Source organism: Ensifer sp. (genome assembly GCF_031989085.1).
In the GTDB taxonomy this organism is placed as follows: domain Bacteria; phylum Pseudomonadota; class Alphaproteobacteria; order Rhizobiales; family Rhizobiaceae; genus Ensifer.
Window position 1 is genome coordinate 50032 of sequence record NZ_DALZXU010000005.1, and the last position, 20161, is coordinate 70192.

A 20161-nucleotide genomic window follows, 5' to 3' on the forward strand; every position below is an offset into this window, starting at 1 on the left:
GGGTGAGGCAAACGTCCCCGATCAATGCTGGAGCCGGGTGACGCCCATGAAGCCATTCACATGCAGGCTGCGGCACTGTGCTTGGGGGCTGATGCTTGCCTCCACGCTCGCGCTGGCTTCGTGCCAGAAGCAGGAGGCGGAAGCCGCCAAGCCAGAGACGACCGTGCGGATCGTCGAGGCGCAGCTCAGCGACTACCAGCAGACCGTCACACTGACCGGCGAAATCGTCGCGCATGTGCAGGCGAACCTTGCCTTTCGCGTCAGCGGCCAGGTGACGCAATGGTTTGCCGATGTCGGTGCCCATGTCGAGGAAGGCGCGCTTCTGGCAAAGCTCGATCCGCGCGAGCAGGAAGCCGACGTTCAGGCGTCCGAGGCGGCGGTGAAGGCGGCCGAAGCACAGCTGCGGCAGGCGCAGGCGACATTGACCCGGCAGAAAACGCTGATGAGCCAAGGCTTTACGACGCGGCGTGACCTCGATCAGGCCGAGACCGCCGCGCGCACCGCGGCCAGCGCCGTCGACGCCGCCAATGCGGAACTGGAAAGCGCCAGAACCGCCCTTTCCTATACCGAGTTGCGCTCGAGCGCCGCCGGCATCGTTACCGTCCGCCATGCGGAGGTTGGGCAGGTGGTACAGGCGGCGCAGACGATGTTTTCCGTTGCCAAGGACGGACCGCGCGACGCCATCTTCAACGTGCACGAGGGCCTGTTGTTCATGCGGCCGGCAAGCGAGGACGTGACGCTGGCGCTGGTCAGCGACCCCTCGGTCACGGCGACCGCCCGCGTCAGCGAAATTTCACCGACCATCGACGCCAAGGCCGGCACGGTGCGGGTGAAGCTTTCCATGCAGGAGACGCCGGAGCGCATGACGCTCGGTTCTTCGGTGACGGGCGTCGCGCGTTTCGAGCCGGCCCAGGTCATCGCGCTGCCTTGGACGGCGCTGACCGCCGCCGACGGCAAGCCGGCGGTCTGGATCGTCGATCCCAAGGACAACACCGTCAGTCTCAAGCCGGTCGAGGTGAAATCCTACGAGAGCGGTCGGGTGCTGGTCGCCTCCGGGCTCTCAGTCGGGGAGAAGGTCGTGGCGGAGGGAGCCAAGTTTCTGCGTCCGGGCCTGGCGGTGCATGCGGTGACGGAGGAGCAGGCAAAATGAGCTGGTCGAGATTTCCGCGCCTGATCGTGCCGGTTGCCGCCCTGTTGCTGGCGGGATGCCAGAAGGAAGAGGAAGAGCCGACCGATGTCGTTCGCCCCGTTCTGTCGATGGTGGTCAGTGAACGGGTCGATGCGGCTGCGAGCTTTGCCGGAACGGTGCAGCCGAAGGTGCAGACGGAGCTTGGTTTCCGCGTGATCGGCCGGCTGGTCGCGCGGGATGTGACGGTGGGCGACGCAGTGGTTGCGGGCGCCGAGCTCGCGGCGCTCGATCCGACCGCCTTCGAACTGGCGTTGCGATCGGCTAGGGCGGACCAGGCAAGCGCCGAGGCGACCCTTGCCAATGCGGCCGCCGCCGAGGAGCGCCTCACCGCCCTTCTGAAGACTGATACGGAATCCCAGGCCACGGTCGACAGTGCCCAACAAGCCCGCGAGGCGGCCCAGGCATCGCTCATCCGCGCCACGGCGGGGTTGTCGAAGTCGGAAGAGCAACTCTCCTACACGAAGCTGAAATCCAATTTCGACGGCATCGTGACGGCGACCGGGGCCGAGGTCGGGCAGGTGGTGTCGGCAGGAGAGATGGTCGTGACGGTTGCCAGGCCCGGCGAACGCGATGCGGTCGTCGACGTGCCCGACGGCATAGCGCTGTTTCCGATCGGCACCCCGTTTTCGGTTTCATTGCAGATCAACCCAAATCTCAAGGTCAATGGCACGGTGCGCGAGGTCGCGCCGGCGGCGGACCCGGTCACCCGGACGCGGCGGGTGAAGATCGCGCTCGATAATCCGCCTGTTGGCTTCAGGCTCGGAACGACGATCACCGCCACAAGGCAGGGGGCCGAGCATGAACTCATGCTCGTGCCTTCGACCGCGGTGTTCGAGCGCGACGGCAAGACGTTCGTCTGGATCGTCAATGAAAAAGGCGGCGATGTCACTGCGCGCGAAATCGAGGTCGGTGCCGATGCCGGTGGTCTGAGGGCGGTCACCGCGGGGCTGAAACCCGGAGAGCGCATTGCGACGGCCGGCGTACACAGCCTCGAGGAAGGCCAGAAGGTGAAGATTTCCGACGGAGCGCGTTCATGAAGAAGTTCAACCTTTCCGACTGGGCGCTCGATCACGCCTCCATGGTCTGGTACTTCATGATCGTCTTCGTCCTGCTCGGCATCACTTCCTACATCGAACTCGGCCGCGAAGAAGATCCGTCCTTCACCATCAAGACGATGACGATCTCTGCCGCCTGGCCCGGCGCCTCCGTCGAGGAGACGACGCTGCAGGTGACCGAGCGCATCGAGCGCAAGCTCGAGGAGCTGGAATCGCTCGACTACACCAAGAGCATGACGACGCCGGGCCAGACGCTGGTCTTCGTCAACTTGAAACAGGAGACGAAGGCGCGCAACGTGGCGGCGACCTGGGTGACGGTTCGCAACATGATCAACGACATTCGCGGGGAATTCCCGTCCGGTGTCGTCGGCCCCGCCTTCAACGATCGTTTCGGCGACGTCTTCGGCAACATTTATGCCTTTACCGGCGACGGCCTGACTCCACGGCAACTGCGCGATTATGTCGAGGATGCGCGGCGCGATATCCTGACGGTGCCCAACATCGGCAAGGTCGACCTGATCGGCGCGCAGGATGAAGTGATCTATCTCGAGTTCTCACCGCGCCAGCTTGCGGCGCTGGGCATCAACCAGCAGCAGGTGATCGAGACGCTGCAGGCGCAGAACGCGGTCTCACCGTCCGGCGTCATCCAGACGGAAGGCGAGCGCGTCAGCATCCGCGTCGGCGGCCAGTTTTCATCGGAAGACAGCATCCGTTCGGTCAACCTGCAGGTCAACGACCGCTTCTTCCGCCTAAGCGATATCGCCACGATCAGCCGCGGCTATGTCGATCCGCCATCTTCGCTGTTCCGTTTCGAGGGCAAGCCGGCGATCGGCCTGGCGATCGGCATGAAGCAGGGTTCGAACCTGCTCGATTTCGGCAAGGCGGTGGAGGAAAAGATCGAGCGCCTGGAGCAGCGGCTGCCCGTCGGCGTCGACGTTCATCTGGTGTCCGACCAGCCGCTTGTGGTCGAGGAGGCCGTCTCCGGCTTCACCCAGGCGCTGTTCGAGGCGGTGATCATCGTGCTTGCTGTCAGCTTCGTCAGCCTTGGCATGCGCGCCGGACTGGTCGTGGCCCTTTCCATTCCGCTGACACTGGCGATCACCTTCGTCTTCATGTCCTATTGGGGCATCTCGTTGCAGCGCGTTTCGCTGGGTGCGCTGATCATCGCGCTCGGCCTCCTCGTCGACGACGCGATGATCGCGGTGGAAATGATGGTGGCGCGGCTGGAGGTGGGCGATTCGTTGCGCAAGGCGGCGACCTATGTCTACACCTCGACTGCCTTTCCGATGCTGACCGGTACGCTCGTCACCGTCGCCGGCTTCATTCCGATCGGCCTCAACAACAGTGCGGCCGGCGAATTCACCTTCACGCTGTTCGTTGTCATCGCCATTTCGCTGTTGGTCTCATGGATCGTCGCGGTGATTTTCGCGCCGCTGCTCGGCGTCACGATCCTGCCGAAGACGATGAAGCAGCATGCCGGCGAAAAGGGCCGGGTCGGGCGGCTGTTTTCGAAATTGCTCGACCTCTGCATGCATTGGCGCTGGACGACGATCATGGCCACGGCCGCGGTCTTCTGTCTCTCGGTCTTCGGCATGGGCTTCGTGCAACAGCAGTTCTTCCCGTCCTCGGACCGGCCCGAGATCATCGTGGACTGGTCGCTGCCGCAGAACGCCTCGATCGAGGAGACCAATCAGCAGATGGCGAAGTTCGAGAAGGAGAAGCTCGCCGGCAACCCGGACGTGCTGCGCTGGTCGAGCTATGTCGGCGAGGGCGCGGTGCGCTTCGTCCTGTCCTTCGACGTGCAGCCGCCGCATCCCTCCTTCGGCCAGATGATCATCGTCACCAAGGGGCTCGACGTGCGCGACAAGGTGCGCGCCGACCTGCAGGCCTATCTCAAGCAAACATTCCCGGGCACGGATGCCTATGTGAAGCTGCTCGACATCGGCCCGCCGGTCGGGCGGCCGATCCAGTACAGGGTCAGCGGGCCCGATATCGATGAGGTGCGCAAACATGCGCTCGATCTGAGCACGGTGCTTGGCCGTAACCCGCAGCTTGGCGAGATCGTCTACGACTGGAACGAGCCGGCCCGCATGATCAAGGTCGACGTGCTGCAGGACAAGGCGCGCCAGCTCGGCGTCACCTCGCAGGATATCGCAACGGCGCTCAACGGTATCGTCGGTGGCACGACCGTCACGCAAGTGCGCGACGACATCTACCTGATCGACGTCGTCGGCCGGGCGCGCGAATCCGAACGGCAGTCGATCGAGACGTTGCGCGATCTGCAGCTTCCCGGCGCCAGCGGCAATTCCGTGCCCCTGGCCGCCGTCGCCAACTTCCGCTACGAAATGGAACAGCCGGTGGTCTGGCGCCGTTCGCGGCTGTCGACGATCACGGTCAAGGCGGCCATCAACGGCACGGCGCAGCCCTCGACGGTGTCGGCGCAGCTGGAAAAGGACGTGGCGGCGTTTGGCGCCGGCCTTCCGGACGGTTACAGGGTCGAGATCGGCGGTACGATCGAGGAAAGCGCCAAGAGCCAGGCGCCGATCGTCGCCGTGGTGCCGCTGATGCTGTTTGCCATGGCGACCATCCTGATGATCCAGCTGCAGAGCTTCTCGCGGCTGTTCCTGGTCTTTGCCGTGGCGCCCCTGGCGCTGATCGGGGTGGTGGCGGCGCTGCTGCCGAGCGGCGCGCCGCTCGGCTTCGTCGCGATCCTCGGCGTGCTGGCGCTGATCGGCATTCTCATCCGCAACTCGGTCATCCTCGTCGTGCAGATCGAGGATCTGCGCAAGGAGGGGATTGCCGCCTGGGATGCGGTGCGCGAGGCGACCGAGCATCGCATGCGACCGATCATGCTGACGGCGGCGGCCGCAAGCCTCGGGCTGATCCCGATCGCGCGGGAAATTTTCTGGGGGCCGATGGCCTATGCGATGATGGGCGGCATCATCGTCGGAACGGTGCTGACGCTGCTGTTCCTGCCGGCGCTCTATCTCGCCTGGTTCCGGATCAGGCCGCCGAGCGAGAATGCCGGTGCTGAAGGCGAGGCGACGCGAAGCGATGACGAGGCGGTGCCGGTCTAGCCTGCTCCGGCGACCTCAGACCTTGCCGCGCGAGACGAACCAGGGATTGGCGAAATCGCTGTCGGTCTTCTGGTTGCGCTTGCCATAGGTGAGCGGCGTGCCTTCCATCGTCAGCGTCTCGCCGCCGGCCGCCCGCAGGATGGCGTCGCCGGCAGCTGTGTCCCACTCCATCGTCCGGCTGAAGCGCGGATAGACGTCGGCAAGCCCTTCCGCCAGCAGGCAGAATTTCAGCGACGAGCCGACGGCCTCATAATCGGTGATCCCGTGCTCGGCGAGATAGGCGACGGTCTCGGCGCTGTTGTGCGAGCGGCTCGCCAGCGCCACCAGCCGGTCGCCGCGGCTGCGACAGCCGATCACGGTCTCCGGCTCGACGGCAAAGGTTTCGGATACGACCGATTTAAGCGCCTTGCCGCCGCTCGCGGCATAGAGGATGCCGAGAGCCGGTGCGTAGACGACGCCGGCGACAGGCGCGCCGTCTTCGATCAGCGCGATATTGACGGTGAAGTCGTTGTGGCGGCCGATGAATTCCTTGGTGCCGTCGAGCGGGTCGACGAGGAAGAACGACTTGCCGGCGATTTCCGGGATTGAGCCGGCGGCGACCGATTCCTCGGCAACGACAGGAATATCCGGGAAGGCGGCGGCGAGATCGGCCAGGATAATGCGTTCCGCGCACTCGTCGGCATCCGTCACCGGCGAACAGTCGGGCTTGTAGATCACCTCCGGACCGGCATGGTAGATGTCGAGGATGGCGCGGCCGGCGGCGATCGCGGATTTCTGCAGGATGTCGAGCATTGTTTATCGTCTTTCAGGCATTTGTCGCGCCATAGCACACTCGACGGCGAAGTTGCCCATCGTTTTCAAGGGTTCGGGCGAAATGTGGCGTTGCCGCCGCCCGCGCGTCAAGTTTCGGTGCCTTGCGGCAAATGGCCGATTTGTTTTTTGCACCTGCGAGAGGCTAGCATCTTTGCTCCTCGCGCCGGCTGTGCAAATGTGCCGGCGCAACTGAACTGGATGCCTTCATGCGTTATTCCGCATTCTCGATCGTCAGGAACGCCCTTTCCGGAAACCTGAACTGGAAACCGCAATGGCGACAGCCGCAGCCGAAATCCCACTATGACGTGATCATTGTCGGCGGGGGTGGCCACGGTCTTGCGACCGCCTATTACCTTGCCAAGGAATTCGGCGTGAAGAACGTCGCGGTGCTCGAGAAGGGCTATCTCGGCTCGGGCAACGTGGGCCGCAACACCACGATCGTGCGCTCCAATTACATGCTGCCCGGCAATGAGCCGTTCTACGAATTTTCGATGAAGCTCTGGGAGGGGCTCGAGCAGGACCTGAACTACAACGTCATGCTGTCGCAGCGCGGCGTGATCATGCTCTACCACAGCGACGGCCAGCGCGACGCCTATGTCAGGCGCGGCAATGCGATGTGGATGGAAGGGGTGTCGGCCGAGCTGATCGAGCGCGAACAGCTGAAGAAGATGATCCCCTTTCTCAATTATGACCACGCGCGCTATCCGATCCTCGGCGGGCTGCTGCAGCGGCGCGCGGGAACTGCGCGCCACGATGCCGTTGCCTGGGGTTATGCCCGCGGCGCCGACCAGCACGGCGTCGACATCATCGAGCATTGCGAAGTGACCGGCATCCGCCGCGAAAACGGCGTCGTCACCGGGGTGGAGACATCGAGGGGGTTCATCGGCTGCGGCAAGCTGGCGCTGGCGGCCGCCGGCAACTCCTCGCGGGTCGGCGAAATGGCGGACCTGAAGCTGCCGCTTGAAAGCCATGTGCTGCAGGCCTTCGTGACCGAGGGGCTGAAGCCCTGCATCGATCACGTCATCGTCTATGGCGGCGGCCATTTCTACATCTCGCAGTCGGACAAGGGCGGGCTGGTCTTCGGCGCGGAGATCGACGGCTATTCTTCCTATGCCCAACGCGGCAATCTGGCGACGGCCGAACATGTGATGGAGGAGGGGGTATCGATGATCCCCGGCCTGTCGCGCGTCCGGGTGCTGCGCGCCTGGGGTGGCGTCATGGACATGAGCATGGACGGCTCGCCGATCATCGACCGCACCTCGATCGATAATCTCTACCTCAACTGCGGCTGGTGCTATGGCGGCTTCAAGGCGACACCCGCGTCCGGCTACTGTTTCGCGCATCTGATCGCCAGGAACGATACCCACCCGGTGGCACGCGCCCTCAGGCTCGATCGTTTCGCGCGCGGCTATGCGGTCGACGAGGCCGGTGCCGGCCCTCAGCCGAACCTTCATTAGAGCGGCGTCTGTCGGGTGGCGACCATCCGGCAGTCCGGGAATTGAGCGAGCCGCGTTGAGGCTCCAGGATACGGAAGACAATGGCAAGCCTGATTACCTGTCCCCACTGCGGGGTCCGCCCGAAGGAAGAATTCACAATCCGTGGCGATGCCTCGCTCGTTCGCCCGGCCCCTTCCGCCTCGGATGAAGCCTGGCACGACTATGTCTACGTCCGCGCCAATCCGCGTGGCCGCACGGTCGAGCATTGGCATCATGTCGCCGGTTGCCGCCGCTTTCTCGTCGTCGAGCGCGACACCGTCACGCATGAGGTTTATTCCGTCGTCGACGCTGCCGCAGCAGTGCGGGGGGCAGAGCGATGAGTGCCTATCGCCTTTCCTCCGGTGGCCTCGTCGATCGCAGCAAGGTCTTAAGCTTCACCTTCGACGGTCGTCCGCTGCGTGGCCTTGCCGGCGATACGCTTGCCTCCGCGCTTCTTGCCAATGACCAACTGCTGGTCGGCCGCAGCTTCAAGTACCACCGGCCGCGGGGCATCGTCAGCGCCGGGCCGTCGGAGCCGAACGCGCTCGTGACGCTCGGCTCGGGCGCCCGCAGCGATCCGAACACCAAGGCGACGGTGGCCGAACTCTATTCCGGCCTGACCGCCAAGAGCCAGAACCGCTGGCCCTCGCTCGGCTTCGATGTCGGTGCCGTCAACGGGCTGCTCTCGCCGTTTCTCGGGGCGGGCTTCTACTACAAGACATTCATGTGGCCGCGCCAGCTCTGGGAAAAGCTCTATGAGCCGGTGATCCGGCGGGCGGCAGGTCTCGGGCGGGCGGTGCTCGAACGTGATCCGGAAAGCTACGAAAAATCCTGGGCCTTCTGCGACCTGCTCGTCGTCGGTGGCGGTCCCGCCGGCTTGATGGCGGCCTTGACGGCCGGCCGCGCCGGTCTTCGGGTGATCCTGGCGGACGAGGATTTTCGTCTTGGCGGATCGCTGCTGTCGGAAACGGAAACGATCGACGGTTCGCCGGCATCGGCCTTTGCCGATCGGGTCGCAGCCGAGCTGCGCTCGCTCGACAACGTCACGCTGCTGTCGCGTACAACCGTCTTCGGCTGGTACGACGACAACGTTTTCGGCGCGGTCGAGCGGGTCCAGAAACACGTGGCGGAACCCTCAGCCAAATTGCCGACCGAGCGCGTCTGGCGCATTGCCGCCAAGCGCGCGCTGCTCGCGACCGGCGCGGAAGAGCGGCCGCTGGTATTCGGTGGCAACGACCGACCCGGCGTGATGATGGCCGGCGCGATCGGCACCTATGCCGAGCGCTATGGCGTTTCGGCCGGCAAGTCGGTGGCGATCTTCACCAGCGGCAGCAGCGGCTATCGCACGGCACGCGGGCTTGCGGCCAGGGGCATCTCGGTTTCGACCATCGTCGACAGCCGGCCTGACGCCGTTGATGCGGCGCCCGATGGCGTGCGCGTCATCCGCTCCGGTTCGATCATCGATACAAAAGGCAGCAAGCGCCTGTCAGGCATCGTCGTCGAACGCTCGGGGTACGAGGAGCTGATTGCCTGCGACGCACTCGGCATGTCCGGCGGCTGGAGCCCGGTCATTCACCTTGCCTGCCAGCGCGGCGGCCGGCCGGTCTGGTCGGAGGATCTGAAGGCGTTCGCGCCTCCCGATGTCGGAGGCGGCCTTCGGGTCATCGGCGCGGCCAATGGCGTCTACACGCTTTCAGGCTGCCTGCGCGATGGTGCCGGCAAGGCTGCGGCGATTGCCGAAGAGCTTGGTTTCCACGCGGCTGAGGCGCCTTTGCCGGTGATCGACGCCGAGGTCGAGCCTTCGTTTGCAGCCCTCTGGTATGTGCCGGGGGCCAAGTCCAAGGCCTTCGTGGATTTCCAGAACGACGTGCATGCCAAGGATCTCGGCCTGGCGCTGCGCGAGGGCTTCGGCCATGTGGAGCATGCCAAGCGCTATACCACCAGCGGCATGGCGACCGACCAGGGCAAGCTGTCCAACATCAATGCGGTCGGCATTCTCGCCGGCATGCGCGGGGTGAGTCCGGCCGAAGTCGGCACCACCACCTTCCGGCCGTTCTATACGCCCGTCTCGTTCGGCGCCCTGGCGGGCACGTCTCGCGATACCCATGCGACGCCGACGCGCAAATCGCCGCTGCACGAATGGGCGAAGAAGAATGGCGCGACCTTCGTTGATTCCGGCCTCTGGTTCCGCTCGGCCTGGTTCCCGCGCGGTGGCGAAAAGACCTGGCGCGAAAGTGTCGACCGCGAGGTCCTCAACGTCCGTGCCAATGTCGGGATCTGCGATGTCTCGACGCTCGGCAAGATCGAGGTTTTCGGCGTGGACGCGGCCGAGTTTCTCAATCGGCTCTACTGCAATCCTATGCTCAAGTTGCCCGTCGGCAAGGCCCGTTACGGCCTGATGCTGCGCGAGGACGGTTTCGTCTTCGACGACGGCACGGTCAGCCGTTTGGCCGACGACCACTTCTTCGTGACGACCACCACAGCCATGGCCGGTGCCGTCATGTCCCACATGGAGTATTGCGCGCAGGCGCTGTGGCCCGATCTCAAGGTGCGGTTCTGCTCTGTAAGCGATCAATGGGCGCAGATGGCGATTGCCGGCCCGAAGGCGCGGGACGTGCTGCAGCAGTTGCTCGACGAAGACATTTCGGAAACCGCGTTCCCGTTTCTGTCGGCGCGGGCGACGGCGCTTCGCGGCGGCATCAATGCCCGGTTATTCCGCATCTCCTTTTCGGGTGAGCTTGCCTTCGAGCTTGCCGTTCCCGCCGGTTACGGCGAGGCGGTGGCAGACCAGATCATGGAGGCGGGCAGGGCACACGACATCTGCGCGTACGGCGTCGAGGCGCTGAACGTGCTCAGACTGGAAAAGGGCCTGCTCACCCATGCCGAATTCGACGGCCGCGTAACGCCCGACGATGCCGGGCTCGGGCGCATGTTCTCGGCGCAGAAGCCAGACTTCATCGGCAAGCACCTGTCGGCGCGCTATGGCCTGACCGCGGCCGATCGCATGCAGCTTGTCGGGCTGAAGCCGGTCGACAAGGACAAGGAAAAAGACATGCGCGCCGGCGCCCACCTGCTGAAGGAAGGCATGAAGCCGTCGACGCTCAACGATCAGGGCTGGGTCAGTTCCGCCGGTTATTCGCCGGTGCTGGGACAGCATATCGCGCTCGCCTTCCTCAAATCCGGGCGTGAGCGCTATGGCGAGAAGATCGTCGTCTGGGACAGGCTGCGCGATCACGAGGTGACCGCCGAGGTTTGCGACCCGGTGTTCGTCGGTTCCGAAAACACGAAGCTGAAAGCCTGAGGAGGCGGCGATGGTTCGCGACTACAACAACCGCCACGCGCTCGACCAGAAGCTGCGCGGCACGCCGAAGCCCGCCAATGCGGATCACCTCGAGGTCAGCCATTGGCAGGCGATCGCGACCGTGCTCGCCTATGCCGGTCTCGATGCGGCGGTGGAGCGGGCGCTCTCGTCGACGCCCGATCTGTCGCTGCGCTATTGCGGTCCCGGCGAGTGGCTGGTGGTGTCGCACGTCGATACGCCTGTCGGCCTCATGCGGCGTCTCGACATGCTCTGCGGGACACAGGCGCACGTCGTCGACCAGAGCGACGGGCGTGTGCTCCTTCGCCTTTCCGGGCCGTCCGCGCGGCCGATCCTTGCCAAGGGCATCGGCGTTGACCTCCATCCTGCGGCCTTTGCCCCCGGCGGCAGCACCAACGTCCTGTGCGGCCATATCGCCGTCAATCTGATGGCAAGCGGCGCGGATGTCTTTGAACTGATCGTCGCGCGCAGCTTCGCCGAATCGCTGTTCGATGACCTGATGACAATGGGCCGCCAGTTCGACATTTCCTCGGCTTTTTCCGAGTGAAATCAAAAGCGGCATCGCATGCCGCTTTTGGGTCGCCGATCCGCCAGTGAATGGCGGAAACGGACAAGCGTCCTTCGCAGGCACGTCTTTATCGACGCCGGCTTTCTGACTAGGCTTTTACCCGTTCGCCAATCGCCGTTCTTGAGCCGGAACCGGGCGTTGCGGACGGCAGCCGTGCCTGATGCCTTTCCCTGGAAATCGAGCCGCGCCTCGCCCGGACGCGCGGGAAGCGGAGTGTGCGCATGAAAAGCCATGCCAGAGTCGTCGTGATCGGTGGCGGCGTTGTCGGTTGCTCGATCCTCTATCACCTGACGAAGTTCGGCTGGACCGACGTGGTGCTTCTCGAGCGATCGGAACTGACCTCCGGCTCGACCTGGCATGCGGCCGGCGGCATGCACACGATCAACGGCGACCCCAACGTCGCCAAGCTGCAGAAGTATACGGTCGAGCTCTACAAGGAGATCCAGGACTATTCCGGCCAGGACATCGGCCTGCACATGACCTCGGGCATGATGCTGGCGGCGACCAAGGAGCGCTTCGACTGGATGAAGTCGATCCTCGCCAAGGGGCGCTACATGGGCCTCGACGCCGAGCTTTTGACGCCGAAGGAAGCCCATGACCTGATGCCGCTGCTTGATCCCGACCAGTTCGTCGGCGCGGTGTTCGACCCGGTCGAGGGGCATCTCGATCCCTATGGCACGACTCATGCCTATGCGAAGTCGGCCAAGAAGAATGGCGCCGAGATCTATCTCCACACAAAGGTCGAGGACCTGGTGCAGCGCGAGGACGGGTCCTGGCGCGTGATCACCAACCAGGGCGAGATCATCGCCGAGCATGTGGTCAATGCCGCGGGTCTCTGGGCGCGCGAGGTCGGCCGGATGGTCGGGCTGGAGCTGCCGGTGCTCGCGATGGAGCACATGTATCTCATCACCGAGGATATGCCCGAAGTCATCGAATTCAACCAGACGCGCGGCAAGGAGCTGATGCACTGCGTCGATTTCGACGGCGAGATCTACCTGCGCCAGGAACGTCAGGGCATGCTGATGGGCACCTATGAGAAGGCGTGCCGACCATGGTCGCCGGTGACGACGCCCTGGGATTTCGGCCATGAGCTGCTGGCCGAGGACATCGACCGTATTTCGCCCGAGCTTGAAGTCGGCTTCCGGCATTTCCCGGCCTTCAACAGGGCCGGCATCAAGAAGGTCATCAATGGGCCCTTCACCTTCTCGCCGGATGGCAACCCGCTGGTCGGGCCGGTCAGGGGCTTGCGCAATTTCTGGTCTGCCTGCGCCGTCATGGCCGGCTTCAGCCAGGGCGGCGGCGTCGGGCTGGCGCTTGCCAACTGGATCATCGAGGGCGATCCGGGCTTCGACGTTTTCGCCATGGATCTGGCGCGCTACGGCGACTACGCCACGCTTGCCTATACGAATGCCAAGGTGCGCGAGAACTACTCGCGGCGCTTCTCGATCCGCTATCCCAACGAGGAACTGCCGGCCGGCCGGCCCTTGCTGACGACGCCGATCTACGACCGGCTGAAGGCGGAAGGGGCCGTGTTCGGCGCGTCCTACGGTCTGGAAACGCCGCTCTGGTTTGCGCCTGCGGGCGTGGAGGATCATTTCTCCTGGCGCCGCTCGACCGACTTCGACACCGTCGGCGAGGAGGCCCGAGCGGTGCGCACCGCTGTCGGGCTAATGGAGACATCCGGCTTTGCCAAGTACGAGATCAGGGGGGCAGGGGCCGAGGCCTGGCTCGACCGGATGCTCACGTGCCGCATTCCGGCAATCGGTCGCATGGCCTTGGCGCCGATGCTGAAGGACGACGGCAAACTGATCGGCGACTTCACGCTTGCCAGGCTCGGCGAGCAGGACTTCCTCCTCATCGGCTCCGGCATCGCCGAGGATTACCACATGCGCTGGTTCGAGGCGCACCTGCCCGATGACGGTTCGGTCAGCGTCCGTGCGCTGAAGCTGGAGCTGGTCGGCCTGTCGATCGCCGGGCCGAAGGCGCGCGACCTGCTGGCAACGCTGACCCATCTCGATGTCGGCGATCCGGCCTTTGCCTTCATGGATGTTCGCCGCATGGATCTCGGCATGGCGCCCGCCCTCGTCGGACGCGTCAGCTACACGGGCGATCTCGGCTACGAGATCTGGATGAGGCCGGAATATCAGCGCTATCTGTTCGAGCTGATCCTGGACAAGGGCGCTGCCTTCGGCATCCGGCTGTTCGGCCTTCGGGCCCTCAATGCGCTGCGGCTCGAAAAATCCTTCGGCAGCTGGTCGCGCGAATATCGGCCGCTCTATGGGCCGCTGGAGGCGGGTCTTGGCCGGTTCGTGGCGCTGGGCAAACCGGCGGACTTCATCGGAAAGGCGGCGGCAATCGCCGAGAAGGCCGGGGGCGGGCAGCTTCGCCTGCGCACTTTCGTGCTTGAGGCACGCGATGCCGACGTTATCGGCGACGAACCGATCTATTTCGAAGGCGCCGTGCGCGGCTGGGTGACCTCGGGCGGTTACGCTCACGCGAGCGGCGTGTCGGTGGCGCTCGGCTACGTGCCGAAGGAGATCGCCGATCGCGAGACGGGCTGGTCGATCGAGTTGCTTGGCGAAATCCTGCCGGCGCGGTTACAATCCTACCCGCTGTTTGACGCCAACGGCGAGCGAATGCGTGCCTGACGGCGACGGATTCGGCGCGCTGGTCTTGTTGTTTGGCGATTCATGCCCAGGCGGGATCACACGCCATTTTAGACTAAAGTCGACTATTGCGCAGGCAAGACGTGCATTTTTTTTGTTTTTTATGACTTCAAAAGCGCCAAATCGATTTTATCGGCGAAGATTTTGCCGCTCCCACGTTTTTTAGCTTTTCTTTTCGTTTGAAAGAGGTATGGAATCGATCAAACAGAACGCTCAACAATGAGCTCAAAAAAACAAGAGACCGGACCTTATGGATCTGGTCCAGGGGAAGATTGATGGAGTATTTCGTCCAGCAGCTCGTCAACGGGCTGACTCTTGGGTCTATTTATGGTATGATCGCAATTGGTTATACCATGGTCTACGGCATCATTGGCATGATCAACTTCGCCCACGGCGATATTTTCATGCTCGGCGGTTTCGCCGCATTGATTGTCTTTCTACTTCTCACGACATTCATGGCCGGCGTTCCGGTTGTACTTGCCCTGTTGCTGATGATGGTCGTCGGCATGCTGACGGCGGCGCTGTGGAACTGGACCATCGAGCGGGTGGCCTACCGGCCGCTGCGCGGTTCGTTCCGGCTCGCCCCGCTGATCACCGCCATCGGCATGTCGATCGCGCTGTCGAACTTCATCCAGGTCACGCAGGGTCCGCGCAACAAGCCGATCCCGCCGCTGGTTTCCTCGGTTTACGAGGTGTTCGGCATCACCATTTCGCTGAAGCAGATCATCATCATCGTCGTCACGGCGGTTCTGTTGTCCGTGTTCTGGTACATCGTCAACAAGACGCCGCTTGGTCGGGCGCAGCGTGCGACCGAACAGGACCGCAAGATGGCGGCACTGCTGGGCGTCGACGTCGATCGCACCATCTCGGTGACCTTCATCATGGGCGCGGCACTCGCCGCCGTCGCCGGCACCATGTACCTGATGTATTATGGTGTGGTCGTCTTTACCGACGGATTTGTTCCGGGCGTCAAGGCCTTTACTGCAGCTGTTCTTGGCGGCATCGGCTCTCTGCCGGGTGCTGTTCTTGGCGGCCTGTTGATCGGCCTCATCGAGTCCCTCTGGTCCGCTTATTTCACCATCGACTACAAGGATGTTGCGACGTTCTCCATTCTCGCAATCGTCCTGATCTTCAAGCCGTCTGGCATACTCGGACGACCGGAAGTCGAGAAGGTATAAATCAATGGCAAACATTGCTTCTACATCTGCAAGCGCCGGCAGTGACCTGACGGCGCGGGCCCTGCGCGAGGCTGTCTTCGCGGGCCTGATCTCTCTCGGCCTCTTCGTGCTGTTCGTCGGCCTGAAGTCCGACCAGAACATCCGCAACGAGTTGATCCTGACGCAACGCTGGGGCCTGCTTGCGATCTTTGTGATCGTCGCCGCCGTCGGTCGGTTCCTGATGGTCGCCTATGTCCAGCCGGCCATGGCGCGCCGCAAGGCAGCCAAGGCGGCGCAGGAGGATGTCGTCAAGGAAGAGACCTTCTTCAAGCGTCACTTCTCCAAGATCGCCATCGTAGCACTTATCCTCTATCCGCCCGTGATCCTCGCCCTCGTCGGCGTACAAGGCTCGCTGAAATGGGTCGATAACTTCGGTGTTCAGATCCTGATCTACGTGATGCTCGCCTGGGGCCTCAACATCGTCGTCGGGCTCGCGGGCCTGCTCGACCTTGGCTATGTCGCCTTCTATGCGGTCGGTGCCTATTCCTACGCGCTGCTGTCCAGCTACTTCGGGCTGTCCTTCTGGATCCTGCTGCCGGTTGCCGGCATTCTTGCTGCCTTCTGGGGCATGATCCTCGGTTTCCCGGTTCTGAGGCTGCGGGGGGACTATCTCGCGATCGTTACATTGGCCTTCGGTGAAATCATCCGGCTTGTGCTGATAAACTGGACCGAGGTGACCAAGGGAACGTTCGGCGTGTCCGGTATCGCCAAGGCAACGCTGTTCGGCATCAAGTTCGATGCGTCCAAGGATGGCTTTGCGGCGATGATGGGCCTGTCGATGTCGTCGGCCTACTACAAGATCTTCCTGTTCTACTTGATCCTGGCGCTCGCCCTTCTGACCGCCTACGTCACCATCCGCCTGCGTCGCATGCCGATCGGTCGCGCCTGGGAGGCATTGCGCGAGGACGAGATCGCCTGCCGGTCGCTCGGCATCAACACGGTAACGACCAAGCTGACGGCGTTTGCGACGGGTGCGATGTTCGGCGGTTTCGCCGGCGCCTTCTTCGCCGTGCGCCAGGGCTTCGTTTCGCCTGAATCCTTCGTCTTCCTCGAATCCGCAGTCATCCTGGCGATCGTGGTTCTCGGCGGCATGGGATCGCTCACCGGCATCGCCATCGCGGCGGCCGTGATGATCGGCGGCACGGAAATCCTGCGCGAACTGTCATTCCTCAAGGCGGTCTTCGGACCGGACTTTACGCCCGAACTCTACCGCATGCTGATCTTCGGTCTGGCGATGGTCGTGGTCATGGTCTGGAAACCGCGTGGTTTCGTCGGCTCGCGTGAACCGACAGCGTTCCTGCGCGAACGCAAGGCGATCTCCGGCAGCTTCACCAAGGAGGGGCATGGCTGATGGCCCTTGAGACAACGACAATGAAAAAAGACCCCATTCTCTCGGTTGAACACCTGTCGATGCGCTTCGGTGGTCTGATGGCCATCAACGACTTCTCCTTCGAGGCCTATCGCGGCGACATCACCGCGCTGATCGGTCCCAACGGGGCCGGCAAGACCACGGTGTTCAACTGCATCACCGGCTTCTACAAGCCGACGATGGGCATGATCACCATGAAGCAGAAGTCCGGTAAGGAATATCTGCTGGAACGCCTGCCGGATTTCGAGATCACCAAGCAGGCCAAGGTCGCGCGCACCTTCCAGAACATCCGGATGTTCTCCGGTCTGACCGTTCTTGAGAACCTGCTCGTCGCCCAGCACAACAAGCTGATGCAGGCGTCCGGCTATACATTCCTCGGGCTGCTCGGCTTTCCTGCCTACAAGCAGGCCTCGAAGGAATCGATCGAGCTTGCCCGCCACTGGCTGGAGAAGGCGTCGCTCGTCGACCGCGCCGACGATCCGGCCGGCGATCTGCCCTATGGCGCCCAGCGCCGGCTCGAGATTGCCCGCGCCATGTGCACGGGGCCCGAGCTTCTGTGCCTCGACGAGCCGGCGGCCGGTCTGAACCCGCGTGAATCGCTGGCGCTCAACGAGCTGCTGCAGGGTATCCGTGGCGAGACGGGCACCTCGATCCTGTTGATCGAGCACGACATGTCAGTGGTGATGGAGATTTCCGACCACGTGGTCGTTCTGGAATACGGCCAGAAGATTTCCGACGGCAACCCGGATTTCGTGAAGAACGATCCGCGGGTCATTGCGGCCTATCTGGGTGTCGAGGACGAAGAGGTTGACGAGGTGATTGAAGAGATCGAGGAAATCGAAGGCGGGAAGGGGGGCTCCAAGCCATGAGCGCGCCCCTTCTTCAAGTCAAAGCCGTCGAGACCTACTACGGGAATATCCGGGCGCTGAGTGGCGTCGATGTGGAAGTGCATCGTGGTGAAATCGTCTGCCTGATCGGCGCCAACGGCGCCGGCAAGTCGACCCTGATGATGACGATCTGCGGCAGCCCGCAGGCCCGCACCGGCTCTGTCATCTTCGAGGGCCAGGACATTACCCGCATGCCGACGCACGAGATTGCCCGGCTGCGCATCGCGCAGTCGCCGGAAGGCCGTCGCATCTTCCCGCGCATGACCGTGTTCGAAAACCTGCAGATGGGCGCGAGCCTCGACAACCTCAAACACTTCGACGAGGACGTGGAGAAGGTGTTCAGGATGTTCCCGCGGCTGAAAGAGCGGCAGGCGCAGCGTGGCGGTACGCTTTCGGGCGGCGAGCAGCAGATGCTGTCGATCGGTCGCGCGCTGATGGCGCGTCCGAAGCTGCTGCTGCTGGACGAACCGTCTCTCGGCCTCGCACCGCTGATCGTCAAGGGCATCTTCGAAGCCATCAAGAAGCTGAACAAGGAGGAGGGGCTGACCGTGTTCCTCGTCGAGCAGAACGCATTCGGCGCCTTGAAGCTTTCCGACCGCGGTTACGTCATGGTCAACGGCCGCGTGACGATGAGCGGCTCGGGCAAGGAACTGCTCGCCAATCCGGAAGTCCGCGCGGCCTATCTCGAAGGCGGCCGCCACTGATGCGCCGCATCTGGAGTTTGTGACATGCAGGGTATTCTCTACGAAGAAGTGTCGGTCTGGCAGTTTCTTTTCATCACCTGTGTTCTGGGCGGCTGGACCGCCTGGAGAACGGGAAAGAGCGTCGCTGAGGGCTGGGAGGAGCTACCGCGCCTCTTTCTCTACGTGGCGTTGCTGGGGGTTGGCATCCGCTTTGTGCACCATGCCCTCTTCGAAGGCACGATGTTCAGTCTGCATTACTATATCGTGGACACGATCGTGCTTTTGTTGTTTGCTACCGCAGGTTTCCGGTACTACCGGACCAAGCAAATGACCAATAACTACTATTGGCTCTATGAGAAGGCTTCGCCATTCTCGTGGAAAGCCAAATAAAGGGAACAGCGCGCGTCGGCCGCCGCGGCCGGTGCGAAAGAAACACCGGCGCAAATTACGGTGGGCATTGCGCAGGTTGGTAACGAGACCCGCTCGGATAATTGGGAGTAACAAGAATGAAAAAGTCTCTTCTGTCGGCCGTTGCCCTGTCGGCAATGGTCGCTTTCAGCGGCACCGCATGGGCTGATATTCTCGTTGGTGTTGCTGGCCCGCTGACCGGCCCGAACGCTGCCTTCGGTGCACAGCTGCAGAAAGGCGCCGAACAGGCTGCTGCCGACATCAATGCTGCCGGTGGTATCAACGGGGAACAGATCAAGGTTGTGCTCGGCGACGACGTCTCTGACGCCAAGCAGGGCGTATCCGTCGCCAACAAGTTCGTTGCTGATGGCGTGAAGTTCGTCGTCGGCCACTTCAACTCGGGCGTGTCGATCCCGGCTTCGGAAGTCTATGCCGAAAACGGCATTCTTCAGGTCACGCCGGCTTCCACCAATCCACAGTTCACCGAGCGCGGCCTCTGGAACACCTTCCGTACTTGCGGTCGTGACGACCAGCAGGGCGCTGTTGCCGGTGCCTTCCTTGCTGCCAACCACAAGGATGCCAAGATCGCCGTCATTCACGACAAGACCCCCTATGGTCAGGGCCTTGCCGATGAAACCAAGAAGGCGATGAACGAAGCCGGTCTCAACGAAGCCCTCTACGAAGGCATCAACACCGGTGACAAGGACTTCTCGGCCCTCATCGCCAAGATGAAGGAAGCCGGCGTCTCGATCGTCTACTACGGCGGTCTGCACACCGAAGCCGGCCTGATCATGCGTCAGATGAAGGACCAGGGCCTGAAGGCTACCCTGATGTCGGGCGACGGTATCGTTTCGAACGAACTGGCCTCGATCGCAGGCGACGCCGTTGACGGCACGCTGATGACGTTCGCTCCGGATCCGCGCAAGAACCCGGCTGCCAAGGAACTCGTCGAGAAGTTCCGCGCTGCCGGCTTCGAACCGGAAGCCTACACGCTTTACGCCTACGCTGCTCTGCAGGTTGTCGCTGAAGCTGCCAAGGCTGGCGGCACCACCGACCCGCAGGCCGTTGCTGAAGCGATCAAGGGCAAGGGTCCGTTCAAGACCGCCATCGGCGAACTCGGCTATGACGAAAAGGGCGACATCACCCGCCCGGACTACGTCATGTACACCTGGAAGAAGGGTGAAGACGGCAAGTACAGCTACTTCGAAAACGAGTAAAACTCGCTTCGAGGTTCGCTGAACCACGTCAGAACTTCAAAGGCCCGGCGAGCGATCGCCGGGCTTTTTTGTTTCGGGAGCCTATGCGTCCAGGCGGGCTGGGCCTTGATGGCCGCCGCCAGGACGTCACAGAGTCTCCTCGGCCGGGCAAGCGGGCTGTCGCCGGCTGCCATTTCGTGCACAATCGCTGCTACGATTCTATCTGCAGAGGTTTCCCC

Annotated in this window: 15 protein-coding genes; 14 read left to right on the plus strand and 1 reads right to left on the minus strand. The window is 63.1% G+C overall.

Annotation, left to right across the window (positions count from 1 at the left end):
- The first annotated feature begins 91 nt into the window (after positions 1-91).
- From RTP54_RS20780 to RTP54_RS20790, 3 genes are read left to right on the plus strand one after another with little or no spacing between them, the layout of a single operon-like run.
- Positions 92-1150, plus strand: coding sequence for an efflux RND transporter periplasmic adaptor subunit (locus tag RTP54_RS20780; protein WP_312365585.1), 1059 nt, complete (start codon positions 92-94; stop codon positions 1148-1150).
- The gene (locus RTP54_RS20785) at positions 1147-2226 is read left to right on the plus strand and encodes an efflux RND transporter periplasmic adaptor subunit (protein ID WP_312365587.1); all 1080 of its coding nucleotides are present in this window, start codon (positions 1147-1149) and stop codon (positions 2224-2226) included. The genes RTP54_RS20780 and RTP54_RS20785 overlap by 4 nt, the downstream gene beginning before the upstream one ends.
- Positions 2223-5321, plus strand: a complete 3099-nt coding sequence (locus RTP54_RS20790) for an efflux RND transporter permease subunit (protein ID WP_312365589.1) — start codon at positions 2223-2225, stop codon at positions 5319-5321. The genes RTP54_RS20785 and RTP54_RS20790 overlap by 4 nt, the downstream gene beginning before the upstream one ends.
- 15 nt (positions 5322-5336) lie before the next feature.
- On the opposite strand, the gene cysQ is transcribed toward RTP54_RS20790, so the two are convergent.
- Entirely contained in the window at positions 5337-6113 is a 777-nt protein-coding gene (cysQ, locus tag RTP54_RS20795; protein WP_312365591.1) for a 3'(2'),5'-bisphosphate nucleotidase CysQ, read from the minus strand.
- A gap of 227 nt (positions 6114-6340) precedes the next feature.
- On the opposite strand from cysQ, the gene RTP54_RS20800 reads away from it, so the two are divergent.
- The 11 genes from RTP54_RS20800 to RTP54_RS20850 all read left to right on the plus strand — a co-directional run bounded on the left by RTP54_RS20800 (position 6341) and on the right by RTP54_RS20850 (position 19943).
- On the plus strand, positions 6341-7591 hold the full coding sequence (locus tag RTP54_RS20800; RefSeq protein WP_312365593.1) for a sarcosine oxidase subunit beta family protein: 1251 nt from the start codon (positions 6341-6343) through the stop codon (positions 7589-7591).
- Positions 7592-7671: 80 nt separating this feature from the next.
- The gene (locus tag RTP54_RS20805) at positions 7672-7950 is read left to right on the plus strand and encodes a sarcosine oxidase subunit delta (protein ID WP_112810590.1); all 279 of its coding nucleotides are present in this window, start codon (positions 7672-7674) and stop codon (positions 7948-7950) included.
- Positions 7947-10910, plus strand: coding sequence for a sarcosine oxidase subunit alpha family protein (locus RTP54_RS20810; protein WP_312365595.1), 2964 nt, complete (start codon positions 7947-7949; stop codon positions 10908-10910). The genes RTP54_RS20805 and RTP54_RS20810 overlap by 4 nt, the downstream gene beginning before the upstream one ends.
- Before the next feature lie 10 nt (positions 10911-10920).
- The gene (locus RTP54_RS20815) at positions 10921-11475 is read left to right on the plus strand and encodes a sarcosine oxidase subunit gamma family protein (RefSeq protein ID WP_312365596.1); all 555 of its coding nucleotides are present in this window, start codon (positions 10921-10923) and stop codon (positions 11473-11475) included.
- 242 nt (positions 11476-11717) lie between these two features.
- The gene (locus RTP54_RS20820; protein ID WP_312365598.1) at positions 11718-14144 is read left to right on the plus strand and encodes an FAD-dependent oxidoreductase; all 2427 of its coding nucleotides are present in this window, start codon (positions 11718-11720) and stop codon (positions 14142-14144) included.
- 293 nt (positions 14145-14437) lie between these two features.
- Positions 14438-15340, plus strand: a complete 903-nt coding sequence (locus tag RTP54_RS20825) for a branched-chain amino acid ABC transporter permease (RefSeq protein WP_112810594.1) — start codon at positions 14438-14440, stop codon at positions 15338-15340.
- A 4-nt stretch (positions 15341-15344) separates the two neighbouring features.
- The gene (gene livM / locus RTP54_RS20830) at positions 15345-16730 is read left to right on the plus strand and encodes a high-affinity branched-chain amino acid ABC transporter permease LivM (protein ID WP_112810595.1); all 1386 of its coding nucleotides are present in this window, start codon (positions 15345-15347) and stop codon (positions 16728-16730) included.
- Complete coding sequence (locus RTP54_RS20835; RefSeq protein ID WP_112810596.1) at positions 16730-17617, plus strand: ABC transporter ATP-binding protein; 888 nt, start codon at positions 16730-16732, stop codon at positions 17615-17617. Before livM ends, RTP54_RS20835 begins: the two co-directional genes overlap by 1 nt.
- Positions 17614-18339: an ABC transporter ATP-binding protein gene (locus tag RTP54_RS20840; protein WP_112810597.1), complete on the plus strand. Its 726-nt coding sequence runs from the start codon at positions 17614-17616 to the stop codon at positions 18337-18339. The genes RTP54_RS20835 and RTP54_RS20840 overlap by 4 nt, the downstream gene beginning before the upstream one ends.
- A gap of 24 nt (positions 18340-18363) precedes the next feature.
- Positions 18364-18708 (plus strand): DUF6867 family protein, encoded by a 345-nt coding sequence (locus RTP54_RS20845; RefSeq protein WP_112810598.1) that lies wholly within the window; start codon positions 18364-18366, stop codon positions 18706-18708.
- Positions 18709-18824: 116 nt separating this feature from the next.
- Complete coding sequence (locus RTP54_RS20850; protein ID WP_112810599.1) at positions 18825-19943, plus strand: branched-chain amino acid ABC transporter substrate-binding protein; 1119 nt, start codon at positions 18825-18827, stop codon at positions 19941-19943.
- The last annotated feature ends 218 nt before the right edge of the window (positions 19944-20161 follow it).